General features: G+C 58.6%; 17 protein-coding genes. 15 read left to right on the forward strand and 2 right to left on the reverse strand.

All coding sequences use genetic code 11. From position 1 onward, the window contains the following. Positions 1-65: 65 nt before the first annotated feature. The 4 genes from ACXYMO_RS08955 to ACXYMO_RS08970 are packed head-to-tail and all read left to right on the forward strand — an operon-like array spanning position 66 to position 4,049. Positions 66-230, forward strand: a complete 165-nt coding sequence (locus tag ACXYMO_RS08955; protein WP_458878352.1) for a NepR family anti-sigma factor — start codon at positions 66-68, stop codon at positions 228-230. Next, positions 227-784: an RNA polymerase sigma factor gene (locus ACXYMO_RS08960; RefSeq protein ID WP_458878353.1), complete on the forward strand. Its 558-nt coding sequence runs from the start codon at positions 227-229 to the stop codon at positions 782-784. The genes ACXYMO_RS08955 and ACXYMO_RS08960 overlap by 4 nt, the downstream gene beginning before the upstream one ends. After that, positions 781-2,499, forward strand: a complete 1,719-nt coding sequence (locus ACXYMO_RS08965; RefSeq protein ID WP_458878354.1) for a sensor histidine kinase — start codon at positions 781-783, stop codon at positions 2,497-2,499. Before ACXYMO_RS08960 ends, ACXYMO_RS08965 begins: the two co-directional genes overlap by 4 nt. Beyond that, the gene (locus tag ACXYMO_RS08970) at positions 2,499-4,049 is read left to right on the forward strand and encodes a phospholipase D-like domain-containing protein (protein WP_458878355.1); all 1,551 of its coding nucleotides are present in this window, start codon (positions 2,499-2,501) and stop codon (positions 4,047-4,049) included. The genes ACXYMO_RS08965 and ACXYMO_RS08970 overlap by 1 nt, the downstream gene beginning before the upstream one ends. Here ACXYMO_RS08970 and ACXYMO_RS08975 read toward each other — a convergent pair. Beyond that, on the reverse strand, positions 3,983-5,116 hold the full coding sequence (locus ACXYMO_RS08975; RefSeq protein WP_458878356.1) for an AI-2E family transporter: 1,134 nt from the start codon (positions 5,114-5,116) through the stop codon (positions 3,983-3,985). The two genes, ACXYMO_RS08970 and ACXYMO_RS08975, sit on opposite strands and share 67 nt — an antisense overlap. A 152-nt stretch (positions 5,117-5,268) precedes the next feature. Beyond that, the gene (locus tag ACXYMO_RS08980) at positions 5,269-6,249 is read right to left on the reverse strand and encodes a DMT family transporter (RefSeq protein ID WP_458878357.1); all 981 of its coding nucleotides are present in this window, start codon (positions 6,247-6,249) and stop codon (positions 5,269-5,271) included. Positions 6,250-6,427: 178 nt separating this feature from the next. On the opposite strand from ACXYMO_RS08980, the gene ACXYMO_RS08985 reads away from it, so the two are divergent. The 11 genes from ACXYMO_RS08985 (at position 6,428) to ACXYMO_RS09035 (ending at position 15,105) form a co-directional block, all read left to right on the forward strand. Continuing rightward, complete coding sequence (locus ACXYMO_RS08985) at positions 6,428-6,946, forward strand: CoxG family protein (protein WP_458878358.1); 519 nt, start codon at positions 6,428-6,430, stop codon at positions 6,944-6,946. Positions 6,947-6,987: 41 nt separating this feature from the next. Further along, positions 6,988-7,917 (forward strand): ABC transporter ATP-binding protein, encoded by a 930-nt coding sequence (locus ACXYMO_RS08990; RefSeq protein WP_458878359.1) that lies wholly within the window; start codon positions 6,988-6,990, stop codon positions 7,915-7,917. After that, the gene (locus ACXYMO_RS08995) at positions 7,914-8,675 is read left to right on the forward strand and encodes an ABC transporter permease (RefSeq protein WP_458878360.1); all 762 of its coding nucleotides are present in this window, start codon (positions 7,914-7,916) and stop codon (positions 8,673-8,675) included. Before ACXYMO_RS08990 ends, ACXYMO_RS08995 begins: the two co-directional genes overlap by 4 nt. A gap of 105 nt (positions 8,676-8,780) precedes the next feature. Next, positions 8,781-9,578, forward strand: a complete 798-nt coding sequence (locus tag ACXYMO_RS09000) for a S49 family peptidase (protein ID WP_458878361.1) — start codon at positions 8,781-8,783, stop codon at positions 9,576-9,578. Continuing rightward, positions 9,559-9,753: a hypothetical protein gene (locus tag ACXYMO_RS09005; RefSeq protein ID WP_458878362.1), complete on the forward strand. Its 195-nt coding sequence runs from the start codon at positions 9,559-9,561 to the stop codon at positions 9,751-9,753. Before ACXYMO_RS09000 ends, ACXYMO_RS09005 begins: the two co-directional genes overlap by 20 nt. Next, complete coding sequence (locus tag ACXYMO_RS09010; RefSeq protein ID WP_458878363.1) at positions 9,750-10,697, forward strand: calcium/sodium antiporter; 948 nt, start codon at positions 9,750-9,752, stop codon at positions 10,695-10,697. The genes ACXYMO_RS09005 and ACXYMO_RS09010 overlap by 4 nt, the downstream gene beginning before the upstream one ends. Before the next feature lie 31 nt (positions 10,698-10,728). Then, positions 10,729-11,508 carry an SDR family oxidoreductase gene (locus ACXYMO_RS09015; RefSeq protein ID WP_458878364.1) on the forward strand — a complete coding sequence of 260 codons (780 nt, stop codon included), beginning with the start codon at positions 10,729-10,731 and terminating at the stop codon, positions 11,506-11,508. A 293-nt stretch (positions 11,509-11,801) separates the two neighbouring features. Continuing rightward, positions 11,802-13,679, forward strand: a complete 1,878-nt coding sequence (gene uvrC / locus ACXYMO_RS09020; RefSeq protein WP_458878365.1) for an excinuclease ABC subunit UvrC — start codon at positions 11,802-11,804, stop codon at positions 13,677-13,679. Positions 13,680-13,746: 67 nt separating this feature from the next. Next, complete coding sequence (gene pgsA / locus ACXYMO_RS09025) at positions 13,747-14,412, forward strand: CDP-diacylglycerol--glycerol-3-phosphate 3-phosphatidyltransferase (RefSeq protein ID WP_458878366.1); 666 nt, start codon at positions 13,747-13,749, stop codon at positions 14,410-14,412. Then, positions 14,412-14,657, forward strand: a complete 246-nt coding sequence (gene moaD, locus ACXYMO_RS09030) for a molybdopterin converting factor subunit 1 (protein WP_458878367.1) — start codon at positions 14,412-14,414, stop codon at positions 14,655-14,657. Before pgsA ends, moaD begins: the two co-directional genes overlap by 1 nt. A 4-nt stretch (positions 14,658-14,661) precedes the next feature. Then, on the forward strand, positions 14,662-15,105 hold the full coding sequence (locus tag ACXYMO_RS09035) for a molybdenum cofactor biosynthesis protein MoaE (RefSeq protein WP_458878368.1): 444 nt from the start codon (positions 14,662-14,664) through the stop codon (positions 15,103-15,105).

The following is a 15,105-nucleotide window of genomic DNA, read 5'->3' on the forward strand; positions in this document are numbered from 1 at the left end:
CTTCGCGTTTGGTTCCTGATGACGACCAATTTAATTCAGGTTTGCACCCAAGGTAGAGAGAAATAATGGCCACCGACAAAAACAAGGATGCGGCGCGCATCGAGGCGATTATCGATCAGAATTTGAAGCTGGTCTACTCTGACCTTGTTCAGGAAGAACTTCCTGACAGGTTCAAGGATCTTTTGGCCGTTCTCAAGGCGCAGGACGTAGACGGAAAGGCCCAGAAATGAGCAATTCCGATCCAAGAGAAAGGCTGGTTGAATATCTACCGGCCTTAAGAGCGTTTGCGCTGAGCCTGACGCGCAACAGCGCGACTGCCGATGACATGGTGCAGGATACGGTGGTCAAAGCCTGGACCAATATTGAGAAATTCAAGCCGGGCACGAATATGCGGGCGTGGCTGTTCACCATTTTGCGCAACACCTATTATTCCAGCCGTCGCAAATTGAACCGCGAAGTCGCGGACGTGGACGGCGCGTTCACAGCCACACTTTCGGTAAAACCCGATCACGACGGGCGCATGCAGCTGGCTGATTTTCGGTCTGCCTTCGAAACCCTGCCAGATGAACAGCGCGAGGCGTTGGTGCTGGTGGGTGCCTCGGGCTTTACCTACGAGGAGGCCGCAGAGATGTGCGGTGTCGCCGTCGGGACAATCAAAAGCCGCGCCAACCGGGGCCGGGTCCGGTTGGCCGAACTGCTCGATCTGGACGAGGACGGCCCCGTTGAGCTGACAGATCAGGCCACCGTCGCGGTGGTAAGCAGCGCGGGACCCGTATCCTCGTGACAAAACAGGCTGATCCCCCGGTGAAATGGTGGAACAGCCTGCGCGTGCGGCTGATCGCGATCATGTCGCTGGCCTTGTTGCCGGTTGGTCTGATTGCCATTGGCCAGACAAAAGCAGTCACTGAAAACGCGCATCGCAAGACGGAACTGTCGCTGCTGGCAATTGTCGAAAACGCCGCGCTTGAGGAACGTCTGTCAATTCACCGCGCCCTGGGGGCCGCAGACACCATCGTGGCCCTGTACGATCAGTTCAATACGGCCGACTGCTCCAGCCACATGGTCGACATTGCGAACCAGTCCGGCCAATTCAGCTTTGCGGGCATCGTGCCGCCGGACGGGATCGTTACCTGTTCCTCGGCAGGTCTGACATATGACCTGTCGACGTCTCCGGTTGTTCAGGACCTTCTGGCCAGTGAAAAGACCCGCGTCATCGTCAACACCGACGCGCCGATCAGCAAAACCTCGGTCATTTCCGTTTCCAAACGGATCGAGAAAGACGGGAGGTTTCTCGGCGTCGCGGCCGTTTCCGTGCCGCGCTGGTCTATTGATACTGAAGATGCGGAAATTCCGGACGACGGGCTGATCGATCTGATCACTTTTGACAGTTCGGGCAATGTTTTCACCACCAAGGCCGAAGCAGAGAGCCTGGACCAGAGATTGCCACAGGACAGGCCCATCGCGTCCCTAACGCTGGCCAGGGCAATGGCCTTCACCAGCGCGAACAATGCTGGTGACGAACTCATTTATACCGTGGTCCCGATTGAGGATAACCAGCTTTATATTCTGGGAATATGGGACGCTCGCAAAGCGATGCAGGCGCAGATAGGAAATGTGGTGTCCCCAACGCTGTTCCCGGCGTTGATGTGGATCACAAGCCTGCTCGTTGTCATGCTGGCCATTCATCGCCTGGTGCTGCGCCACATTCGCTTTTTGCGGCGCCAGATGTTGCGGTTTGCCCGGGACCGGACCTTGCCTGAAACGTCCCACGCGGACGAGATGCCGAACGAATTGCGGGATGTTCAGTCCAACTTTATCTCCATGGCCTACTCGATCATGCAGGATGAGGCACGCCTTGAGGATTCGATCCACGAAAAGAACGTTCTGATCCGCGAAATACACCACCGCGTCAAAAACAATCTCCAACTGATTTCATCAATCGTGAACATGCATATCCGCAATACGTCAGACCCCGAAACCCAATCGGTTCTGCACCGGATTCAGGATCGGGTGCTGAGCCTCGCCACGATTCATCGCGACCTTTATCAGACCAATAATGCCGGCCTTGTGAACGTCGGGCATCTGGTTTCGGAAATCGTGCAAAAGAGCGCTGAAATCGGGGTGGAAACGCCCGGTGCTGTGCGGATGGAAACGCAGATCGAAGACATTCTGCTCTATCCCGATCAGGCCGTTCCGATGTCCCTGCTGGCGTCCGAGGTGGTCACCAATGCGATGAAACATGCCCGCAACGCCGAAGGACAGACGCCTTGGATCAAGGCCGAATTTCTTGCCGGCGAAAACCGCGCGCGCATCTTCAGGGTCAGCAATTCCTCGACCGGCGCGGAGGAGTCCGGGGAGTCCGGAATGGGCTCCAAGTTGATCAACGCCTTTGCCATCCAGTTGGGCGCGGCGATCCACGTCGAAAAAACGGATGAGCAGTACACTGTAACCATCACCTTTGACGCCAGCGATTTCCTGCCCGAGCCCGGAAATTACTGATGTCCGGCGGCCGAGCAGACACCGGGCGGCAGACTTTCAAAGTGTTGCTGACCGCGCAGGAGGCTTTCCCCGAATTCGAGAGGCTGTTCCTTGCGGCGGAACATGAGATCAAGCTCAGCTTTCGCATCTTCGACCCATGGACCCGCCTGCAATCCCCCGAGGCACAGGCCATCGGGGATACATGGATGGATCTGATCTCTCACACGTTGGCGCGGGGTGTGCGCATCGACATCGTGATCAGTGATTTTGATCCGGTGTTGCGGCCCGATTTTCATTGGCGCAGCTGGAATGCCCTGCGCGCCCTGTTCGCGGCGGGCGAGATTTCGGGACGTCCCGATCTCTTGCGCGCGCGAACCTCGATGCACCCGGCGCGGGTCGGTGGGCTGTTGCGGACCGCTTTGTGGCCGCGATCGTTCTTTGAAATCCACAAGACCGCCAAACGTGTTTCCCAATCCGATGACGTTGATGCAGACCGGTTTCTTGAACAGGTTCCCTACTTGCGCCGCCATTTGCGCAGAACCGCCAACGGCCTGTCCGCGCGCCTGTGGCCGATACCGTCGCTGGCCCCCGCAACCCATCATCAAAAACTGGCCGTTTTCGACCGCAAGCTGCTTTACGTTGGCGGGTTGGACCTGAACGACCGCCGGTATGACACGCCTGATCATGATCGCGCCGCCGAGCAGACTTGGCATGATGTGCAACTGCTGTTGTCCGGTTCCGAAGTTGATGATGCGCTTGCCCATATCGAAAGCTTTCGGCGCGTGACATCCGGTGAGCCTGCGCCGGCGTTGAGCAATTTGCTGCGCACGATTTCGAAGCGCCGCCGCTTTGCGCCGCACCGCATGTCCCCTCGGACGTATCTGACGGAATTGTCGGATGCCCACAAAAGATGCGGCGAAGAGGCGCAGCACCTGATTTATCTTGAAACCCAGTATTTCCGGGACCGTCCCTATGCCCGGCATCTTGCGCGACTTGCCCGGGAAAAACCCGAACTGAAGCTGATCCTAATCGTTCCCGGAGCGCCTGACGACGTTGCCTTCGAAAATGCGACTTCCAGCGATGCGCGGTATGGCGAATACATGCAGGCGAAATGCGTGCAGATCGTTCAGGACGCGTTCGGTGACCGCCTGTTCATAGGGTCACCGGCGCAACCTTGTGCGTCGGGTCGTCAGGACCGCTCACAGCTGTATGGCGCTCCGCTGGTCTATTTGCATGCCAAGGTCTCGATTTTCGACAATGCGCAGGCGATTGTGGCCTCGGGCAATCTGAACGGCCGCTCGATGCAGGTGGATACCGAGGCGGGCGTGTGTCTGACCGATCCGGCCGAGGTGGCTCAGCTGAAAAAAAGGTGTTTTGACCACTGGCTGGGCGATGACGCTGACGACCGGTTTTTTGATCTCGCAACCGCCCTGTCGGCCTGGAAAGACAGGGCACATCTGAACGCGCGGACGCGTCCCAAACAGCGCAAAGGGTTCATCCTGCACTATTGCTCGGGCCCTGCCAGACGGTTCGGCCGCAACATTCCCGGAATCCCCGAAGAGATGGTTTGATCCATCACGGCCTTGCTGATGGCCATCACCCAGATCATCAGCGGAATGGCGATGATGCCGCCAATCGGCCCCCACAGCCAAAGCCAGAAAATCAGCGACAGAAACACCAGCAAGGGATTGACCGACATGCGATGTCCTACAAACATCGGGGTAATGAACTGTCCTTCCATGGCATTCATGCTGAGATACAGGGCCGCGGGAAGAACACTATAGGCGCCGTCAAACGCCACAAGGCCGGTGACCAACAGGCCAAGGCCCAGTGTGATCGGCCCGAGGTACAGCAGAAAGTTGAACAAAAAAGCTGACATGCCCCAGAAAATTGGCGCGGGCATTTCCAGCATTTGCATGACAAATGCGACGATGACACCAAAGGCCGCGTTGATCGTGGTGATGGTCAGGAAATAGCGGGCGACCTGTTCTTCGGCGTGCTCAAAGTCGTTCTGTGTCAGATTGATGAGCGACCCGCCCACCCAGCGATAAACATCGTGGCGGGCCAGCAGAAAGAAATAGAGCGTCCCAGAGAACACCATGAACTGCGCCAGATAATGCGGGGCGTAGAAAAGCGCCTGCGTCAGGGTGGGAACTTCGACTGCATTGTCGGATTCGTCCTTTGGTTCGGCGCTCGGGTCGACGGTCGCAGCGACGTCTTCGGAAATCTTGTCCAACCCGCGCAACATCTGTCTGAAACCTTCGATTGCCTCGCGCAGTTCGGACCAGATGACCGGCGCGCTTTCCAGGGCATCGCTGACATAAGGTTCCAACAGAAATGCCAGTGCGATCAATGACATCAGCACCAATGTCAGCGTCGCAAAAGCTGCGATGGAGGGGCGCAGCCGGATGCGCTGCCAGAATTTGGACAGGGGCGACAGAACGATGCCCAGAACAAATGCTGCCAGAACCGGCGCAAAAAAATCCTGTGCCTGATCCAGCACGAAAAACAGCAGAACCACACCAATCAGCGACACGACGATTGCGATCGTTCGGTTGCAGTTCTGACGGTCATAAGGGTCGATGGTCCGCGACTGACTGGCGGCTTGCGGGTGAACTGCGGCTGGATCGGTAGGCATGCAAACTCTCATTTTCTGATCAGACAGGCCGAACGGGGCGGCCCTGAACGCCCGCCGGTTCGGTGACCGCGCGGATTGGGCCGTTCTGGGTCAACGCCAGACGGGCCAGAAAGTTCCCCGGAAAATTTGAACGTGCAGCGATAGCTGCGCTTTTAATACCGCCGTTTGATTTCGGTCCGGGCCAGTTTGCGCTCTTTCTGTTGTTCGCGCAGAAAGACGAACAGACCTGCGCCAATGATCAGCGCCATTCCAATCCAGACCGGCAATTCCGGTAATTCCGACCAGAACATCCATCCCCAGAACACGGCCAATGGCAGGCCCAGGTATTCAAACGGCGCAACCGTGGCCGCATCCGCCAGACGATACGCCTGACTGAGGCAATAGCCGACAACCGCAGAGTTGATCCCCAGTCCGAACAGAGTCCAGAAATCGCCGTCAGCGGGCCAAACCCATGCGCGCAGCAGGAACTGAAGGCTGTTGTTATCGTTGCCTTGGGCGAACCGCCCGTCGCCCGCGACGGCCCAGAACGCCAGAGAGACGACAATGAACATGGTCTGGATATAGACCGACAGGGCCGAGGCCTTGGTCGTTGCGCCCAGCTTTCGGGTCATGATTTGCATCAGCGCATAGGTCAGCGCCGCAATGACGGGCAGCATCAGAACCAGCCGGCTGACGTCCAGCCGGTCGCCGCTTTCCCAGGGGCGCTGCATGATGATGACGCCGATGAAGCCAACCACCACCGCGCCAATCCGTAAGGCGCCGACTTTTTCACCCAGAATAGGGATCGACAAAATGGTTATGAACAACGGTGCGGCGAAGAACAGCGCCGTGGCATCGGCGAGCGGGATCATCGCCAGCGCCAGAAAAAAGCACATGTTGGAGATCACGACCATCATCCCGCGCACAGCATGCAGAACGGGCGTTCGTGTGTGCAGGACGATCAGCCCGCCTTCCATCTGAACGACGGCAAGGGTCAGGACCAGTCCGATGGCCGAACGGACAAAGACGATCTGATGCAACGGATATCCGCCGGACAGCTGTTTGATCAGCATGTCGTTGATCGAAATGGCAACAATGCCCAGCGTGACCAGCAATATCCCAAGGCCGGGTCGGGAGTGTCGCTGGCTAGGCATTCGGTGAGATCCTGAGCAGTTTTAGGGTGTGCAGGTGTTCCGTTCGAAAGCAGCGCTAACACAAAATCGCGCAGACGCCTTGTCTTTTTCGTACTGCGCGCACAACCAATCAACTTGGCGCGCCTGTACGCCTCGTTTACAGTCCACGCACCCACGCACGCAATCAAGGAAAACGCTCATGAAGATGACCGACCAACGTCAGATCCAGGCCGACCCGGCAACAGTTTACGCGGCGTTGCTGGATCCGGCCGTTCTCAAGGAATGTGTGCCCGGCGCGCAGGAGGTCGAAGGAAACCCGACCGATGGATACACGGCCAAGGTCGTGCAAAAGGTCGGACCGGTCAAAGCGACCTTTACCGGTCAGGTCACGATGTCGGACCTCGTGGAAAATGAGAAACTGACAATTCAGGGCGAAGGCAAGGGCGGTGCCGCCGGGTTTGCCAAGGGCGGTGCCGACGTGACGCTGAGCGCGACCGAGGATGGCGGCACGTTGCTGACCTATGACGTTGAGGCCAACGTGGGCGGTAAGCTGGCCCAATTGGGCAGTCGCCTGATCGACGGGTTTGCCAAGAAGATGGCCGATCAGTTCTTTTCCAATCTCGTTACGCATCTGGAAGGACCTGCCGAGCCGGACGGTGAGGATGGTGAGGCCGGCAAGAGTTCCGGCTGGCTGGGCAAAATCACCGGGCGCGGCTGAAACCGGGCGGTCCGGGCCGTTTGGCCGGGCAGGGGGCACATATGTCTGCAATTCTCAGCATCCGCGATCTGCGGAAATCCTATGAGGGCGGGTTCGAGGCGCTCAAAGGGGTGACGCTGGACATCGAAGAGGGGGAAATCCTTGCGCTGCTCGGGCCCAACGGGGCCGGCAAGACGACCCTTATTTCAACGGTTTGCGGAATTATCACCCCGACCGCCGGATCGGTGACCGTCGGCGGGCATGACATTCTGTCCGACTTTCGCGCGGCCCGGGCCATGATCGGGCTTGTTCCGCAAGAGGTTGCTCTGGAACCGTTTGAAACCGTCATCAACACGGTGCGGTTTTCGCGCGGGTTGTTCGGCCACCCCCGCGACGATGCCAAGATTGAATCGATCCTGCGCAAGCTCAGCCTGTGGGACAAGAAGAACAACCAGATCAAGGATCTGTCAGGCGGCATGAAACGCCGCGTTCTGATCGCCAAGGCCCTGTCGCATGACCCGCGGGTTCTGTTTCTGGATGAACCCACCGCCGGGGTCGACGTCGAACTGCGCAAGGACATGTGGGACACGGTGGCCGAGTTGAAGGCCGATGGCGTGACCATCATCCTGACCACGCATTACATCGAAGAGGCCGAAGCCATCGCTGACCGTGTCGGCGTGATCGCCAAGGGCGAAATCCTGCTGGTCGAGGACAAGGCGGCACTGATGGCTCAGATGGGCAAAAAGCAGATCGAACTGCAACTGGCCGCGCCTTTGCCGGAAATCCCTGAAACCCTTGCCGATTACAACCTTGTGCTGGGCGAGGACGGGCATTCGGTGGTCTACACATACGACACGCGGGGGCAGCGCACCGGCATCACCGCCCTGTTGAATGACCTGGCGGGGGCTGACCTGACGCTCAAGGACGTGCAAACCCGCCAAAGCAGCCTGGAAGACATCTTTGTCGATCTGGTTTCAGGAGACGCCGCATGAACTGGGCCGCCATCGCCTCGATTTACCGCTTTGAAATGGCGCGTTTCTTCCGCACGCTCATGCAAGGTTTTCTGTCGCCGGTCCTGTCGACCTCGCTCTATTTCGTCGTCTTCGGTGCCGCCATAGGCAGCCGCATTCAAGAGGTCGAAGGCGTCAGCTATGGCGCCTTTATCGTGCCGGGTCTGGTCATGCTGTCGGTCATGACACAGGCCATATCGAACGCCTCCTTCGGCATTTATTTCCCGAAATTCATCGGCACGATCTATGAACTGCTGTCCGCGCCGATCAATTTTCTGGAAATCGTTATAGGGTATGTCGGGGCGGCCGCCACCAAGGCGCTGTTCATCGGGGTCGTGATCCTGATCACGTCCACCTTTTTCGTCGAAATGCAGATCGCGCACCCGTTGGCGATGGTCGCCTTTCTTTTGCTGACCTGCATCAGCTTTGCGTTGTTGGGGTTCATCATCGGCATCTGGGCGAAGAATTTCGAACAGCTGCAACTGGTTCCGCTTTTGATCGTGACGCCCTTGGTATTTCTGGGCGGGTCGTTCTATTCCATCTCGATGTTGCCTCCGGTCTGGCAGACGATCACGATGTTCAACCCGGTGGTCTATCTGATCTCGGGCTTTCGGTGGTCGTTCTTCGGCATATCGGAAGTGCCGATTGGTTTCAGCCTGATGGCGATCGGTCTGTTCACCTTTTTGTGCCTGACCGTCATCTGGTGGATTTTCCGGACCGGCTGGCGCATCCGCAGCTGAACTTCGTTGCAATTTTGCCTGAGAGGGGGCGAATTTCCGATTCACGGCACGTCAGTTTGGGTGCCCGCCTTGTTAACGGGCACTGCACATTCTAAATCGGCAGGTATGAGATTACGTCTGCCCTTTATCAAGAACCCGCCGCTTGTGTCGGTTGTCCGCCTGCATGGTGCCATTGGCATGGCGGGTCGGGCATCGCTTAGCGATAATGCATTGGCCCCCATTCTGGAAAAAGCGTTCAAACGCGGCAAACCTGATGCGGTCGCGCTTGAAATCAACTCGCCCGGAGGATCGCCGGTCCAATCGTCGCTGATCGGCGCGCGTATCCGGCGGTTGGCGAAAGAAGCTGAAATTCCGGTTTTTGCCTTTGTCGAAGATGTTGCCGCCTCGGGCGGATACTGGCTTGCCGCTGCAGCGGATGAAATCTGGGCCGACGAAAGCTCGGTCCTGGGGTCGATCGGGGTGATCTCGGCCGGTTTTGGCGCGCATATTTTTCTGGCGCGGCAGGGGGTGGAGCGGCGCGTTTACACGGCCGGAAAATCCAAATCCATGCTGGACCCGTTTCAACCCGAAGACCCCGAAGATGTCGCGCGGCTGAAAACCATTCTCGAAGACATCCACGGCAATTTCATCACCCATGTCAAAGACCGACGGGGCGACAAGCTGGACGTGAAACAGGATTTGTTCACCGGCGAAATCTGGCTGGCGCGGCGCGCGACCGAATTGGGGTTGATCGATGGGGTTGGGCACCTCAAGCCCAAGATGCAGGCGCGCTTTGGCGAGAACGTTCAATTCCGCCGCTATGGTCTGCGTCGTCCGTTTCTGTCGCGGTTCGGCACGAACCTGGCGCAGGATGCGCTGTCCGGCATCGAGGAGCGCGCAGAATATGCGCGCTTTGGCCTCTGACGTGATTTTAAAGGTCGTCTCCCTCTTTTTGATTGCGATGGTCGTCTTGGCGATGTTCGGCAAATTGCGGCTGCCGGGGGCCAAGCACCTGGACGCAGCGAAATGCCCGAAATGCGGACGCTACCGAATTGGTCGCGGGCCCTGTAGCTGTGGCCACGGGGGACGCTCGTCATGATGCCATGGCTATTGTCGGCACTGGGCCTTGTCATTCTGCTTTTGGCCGGGGACGCGCTGGTGCGCGGGGCGGTCAACCTCAGCCTGCGTCTGGGCGTGCCGGCCCTGATCGTCAGCCTGACCATCGTCGCGTTCGGGACGTCGGCGCCCGAACTGCTGATCGCGATCAGCGCGATCAAGGATAACGCCCCGGGCATTGCGATGGGCAATGTCGTCGGATCGAACACGGCAAACGTCCTGTTGGTGCTGGGTATTCCCGCGTTGCTTTCGACGCTGCACACGAGCGAATGCAACACCCGCAAAAGTTTTGTTTTCATGATTGCGGCCTCGGTGCTGTTCATTGCGCTGGCCTTCACCGGGCCATTCACACTTGTCAAAGGCGTTATCCTTCTGGCCGCGCTTGCGTTGGTTCTAGGGGATGCCTTTCGCGAGGCGCGCGCGCATCGCAACGGGGGCGAAGCCGACGACCTTGAGGTCATCGATGAGGCCGACCCAAACATGCCATACTGGCGCATTGGCATTTATCTGGCGCTGGGCCTTGTCGGCCTGCCACTGGGGGCCAATCTGCTGGTTGAAAATGCGTCGATCATCGCCCGTATCTACGGGGTCGGCGAAACGGTGATCGGGCTGACGCTGGTCGCGGTCGGCACGTCGCTGCCCGAACTTGCAACAACCGTCATGGCGGCGTTGCGCCGTCAGGCCGATGTGGCGCTGGGCAACGTGATCGGGTCGAACATGTTCAACCTGCTGGCCATTGTCGGCATCGCCACGTTCTTTGGGAACATCACCGTTGATCCGTCGTTCCTGCAGTTCGACCTTTGGGTCATGCTGGGCGCGTCCTTGTTGCTGATCCCTTTTGTGTTCCTGCGACAGGATATCAATCGGACCTGGGGCATCGCTCTGGCTGCGCTGTACGGGATTTACATTGTCGCGGTGTTGGTCTGACAACGTTCACTCGTTTGGAAAGGGATCGTTCATGAAACGCTGTCTTGTTACCGGTGCGGGTAAACGGCTGGGCCGGGAAATGGCCCTGTATCTGGGCGCGCGCGGGTTTGACGTTGCGGTGCATTATTCCGGGTCAGAAACTGAGGCACAGGCCGTTGTGCGGGAATTGCACGACATGGGGCGGCAGGCTGTCGCCCTGTCTGCCGATTTCCTGAACGAGGATGCGGTGAAGGCGCTTTTGCCTGCCGCCGCAGATGCGCTGGGCGGTCCGATCCACTGCTTGGTGAACAACGCGTCGATCTTTGAATACGACAATTTGCAGACCGCAACCCGCACAAGTTGGGACCGCCATCTGGAAAGCAACCTGCGCGCGCCTTTTGTCCTCACACAGGCAATGGCGGATCAGGGGCTGACGACCGGGCAGGACGCTGCGGGTGAGCCGGTCTCCACTGGTCTGGTCGTCAACATGATCGACCAGCGTGTGCGCAAGCTGACACCCGAGTTCATGACCTATACCATTGCGAAAATGGGGCTTTGGGCGATGACACGGACCACGGCACAGGCATTGGCGCCCGTTATTCGCGTCAACGCAATCGGGCCGGGCCCGACATTGCGCGGTGGACGCCAGAGCGAAGACCATTTTTCAGACCAAAGGGCCAGCACGATCCTGGAACGCGGGGCGAATGCCAGCGATATCACGGCGGCCCTTGGGTACTTTCTGGACGCAACATCGGTGACCGGACAGATACTTTGTGTGGACGGTGGCCAGCATCTGTCGTGGCAAACGCGGGATGTTCTGGGCGTCGAATAGAGACCCATGCCCGCTTTAGTTGTGCACCGGTTCGGGTCTCGTAATAAATGCGTTACAAAAATGTCTTTAAATTCACACACTTGCAACGACTGAAATAAATAACCCTTTTATTTCAAATGGTTAAATTGGTGCCTAAAAATTGTGCAAATCGGCGAAAGCAGCCTAGAACAACGAAAAATTCCGGGTGCTCAGAACTTGTCACCAAAGTTATCCACATATTCCGTGGATTTGTTTTCTCTTGATCGCGCGATCTCAAGATTGCAGGGACGGCAAGAGAATCATATCTGTTTGCCATGACTGATCACCCCGCCAACCCAGGGCCGGAGCGCGCCACCGGCTATGACTGCATTCAGGATTATCTGAAGACGCTGGATACCTCGCCGGGGGTCTATCGAATGCTGGATGCGCAGAACCGTGTTCTTTACGTCGGCAAGGCGCGCAACCTGCGGGCGCGGGTGTCGAACTATGCGCGCCCGGGCGGGCATTCTGCACGGATCGACAGGATGATCCGCGAAACCGCGTCGATGATGTTTCTGACCACGCGGACGGAAACCGAGGCGCTGTTGCTGGAACAGAACCTGATCAAGCAGCTCAAGCCGAAATACAACGTCCTGCTGCGCGACGATAAGAGCTTTCCGAACATCCTGGTCGCCAAGGATCATGATTATCCCCAGATCAAAAAGCACCGTGGCGCAAAAAAGGAAAAGGGCACCTATTTCGGCCCCTTTGCCAGCGCGGGCGCGGTGAATCGCACCCTGAACCAGCTGCAAAAGGCATTCCTGCTGCGCAACTGTTCGGATTCCATGTTCGAAAGCCGCACACGCCCTTGTTTATTATACCAGATCAAACGCTGTTCGGCCCCCTGTGTCGGCTACATCAGCCCCGAGGACTATGGCGCCGCCGTCAAGGACGCCGAATTGTTCCTGTCAGGCCGCTCCACCCGCATCCAGGAGGATCTTGCCACCCAGATGGCCGAAGCCTCCGAAGCGATGGAGTTTGAACGCGCTGCCGGTCTGCGCGACCGAATTCGCGCACTGACGCAGGTGCAAACCAATCAGGGCATCAACCCGCGCGGCGTGGCCGAGGCGGACGTGATCGCCCTGCATATGGACAGTGGGCAGGCCTGTGTTCAGGTGTTCTTCATTCGGGCGAACCAGAACTGGGGCAACCGCGATTTCTATCCGCGTGTCGGGGCCGATGTCTCGGCGGCTGAGGTGCTCGAAGCGTTCCTGGGCCAATTCTATGACAACAAGGAATCACCCCGTCAGGTGATCCTGTCCGACGATATCGAAAACATGGACCTGATGACCGATGCCCTCAGTGGCAAGGCGGGGCGCAAGATTGAAATCCTCGTGCCGCAACGTGGCGAAAAGGCCGAACTTGTATCAGGTGCACTGCGCAACGCGCGGGAATCCCTGGCCCGGCGCATGTCGGAAAGCGCGACGCAGGCCAAATTGCTGCGCGGTCTGGCCGAGGCGTTTGATCTGGACGGTCCGCCCCAGCGGATCGAAGTGTACGACAACAGCCACATTCAGGGCACCAACGCCGTGGGCGCGATGATCGTCGCAGGCCCCGAAGGGTTCATGAAAAACAGCTATCGCAAGTTCAACATCCGCGGTGACGATCTGACCCCCGGCGATGATTTTGGCATGATGAAAGAGGTCTTGACCCGCCGCTTTCAACGCCTGATGAAAGAGGACCCGGCCCGCGAAAAAGGCCAGTGGCCCGATCTGTTGCTGATCGACGGCGGCGCCGGGCAGGTCAGCGCCGTGGCCCAGATCATGGAAAAACACGGGGTGCAGGATATCCCGATGGTCGGTGTGGCCAAAGGTGTGGACCGCGATGCCGGAAAGGAAGAGTTCCACCGCGTCGGGGCGCGCCCCTTTGCGTTGCGCCACAACGATCCGGTCCTGTATTTCGTGCAACGCCTTCGGGACGAGGCGCACCGCTTTGCGATCGGGACGCACCGGGCGAAACGGTCCAAGGCCATTGGCGCCACCCCGCTGGACGATGTGCCCGGCGTCGGGGCCACCCGCAAGCGGGCGCTTCTGGCGCATTTCGGGTCGGCCAAGGCGGTCGGCCGGGCCAACCTTACCGACCTCAAGGCGGTCGATGGTATTTCCGATGCGCTGGCGGAGACCATTTACGACTTTTTCCATGACCGCGGGTGACCGGGGACATTTTCGCCACCTGCGGGTGGCACTTTCCAATGTCTCGGCAAGGCGATAGGTAAGTGCCATGAATTGGAATGTGCCCAATATCCTCACGGTCCTGCGCCTGTTGGCGGCGCCCGGAATAGCCGTGATGTTTCTATATTTCCATCGGCCTTACGCCGACTGGCTGGCGCTGCTGTTGTTCGTTTCAGCAGCCATTACCGATTGGTTCGACGGCTATCTCGCGCGGGCCTGGAAACAGGAAACGAAACTGGGCGCGATGCTCGACCCGATTGCGGACAAGGCGATGGTGATCATCGCGCTGATGGTGATTGTCGGGTATTCTTCGATGTCGCCCTGGCTGGTTCTGCCGGCCACGTTCATCCTGTTCCGCGAGGTGTTCGTTTCCGGTCTGCGGGAATACCTTGGGGATACGGCTGGAACGCTCAAGGTGACCAAGCTGGCGAAATTCAAGACCTCGGCCCAGATGATCGCGATTGCGGTCCTGTTTGCGCAAGGGATCTTTGAACACTATCTTGGCATGTCCGCCATTGGCATGAACGAACAGATCGTGGCCGATATCTTTGCCGGCAAGGTCGAAGACCTGCAAGGGCTGCGCTGGAAACATACGGGCATGGACTGGTCCGGGCGCCTAGGGCTTTGGTTGCTGTGGCTCGCGGCTGCGTTGACGCTGATCACCGGCACGGATTACCTTCGTAAGGCTTTGCCGTATCTGAAAGAGGCACGCTGATGGACGTTTTATATTTCGCATGGGTCCGCGAACGGATCGGGGTGCCCAAGGAAAAGGTGGACACCACCGCCGGCACCGTGGCCGACCTGGTCGCCGAACTGCGCACACGCGAACCCCGATACGAGGCCGCCTTTGCCGATCTTTCCGCGCTGCGGGTGGCCATCGATCAGGAACTCAGCGATTTTGATGCGCCGCTGGACGGGGTGCGCGAGGTTGCGTTCTTTCCGCCGATGACCGGGGGCTGATCGCGTGCGGATCGTCGTTCAGGAAGAACCGTTCGACTTCGGCGCCGAAGCCTCGGGTTTTGCATCGGGCAAAACCGATATGGGGGCGGTCGTCACCTTTACCGGCATTGTCCGCGATCTGGCTGGTGGCGATCTGAACGTCATGGAGATCGAACATTACCCCGGCATGACTGAATCCGCGCTCAGCGCGATCGCAGCCGAGGCACAGGACCGCTGGAAACTTGGGGATGTTCTGGTCATTCACCGCTATGGCCAGCTGACCCCAGGCGAGCAGATCATGATGGTGGCCACCGCATCGCGCCATCGCAAGGACGCGTTCGAGGCGGCGGAATTCCTGATGGATTACCTGAAATCCCGCGCCCCCTTCTGGAAGAAAGAATTCACCGATTCCGGCGCAGGCTGGGTTGCTGCAAAGGACGAAGACGAAGCCGCCCTTGACCGCTGGTAA

This window comes from Arenibacterium sp. CAU 1754, assembly GCF_054482635.1.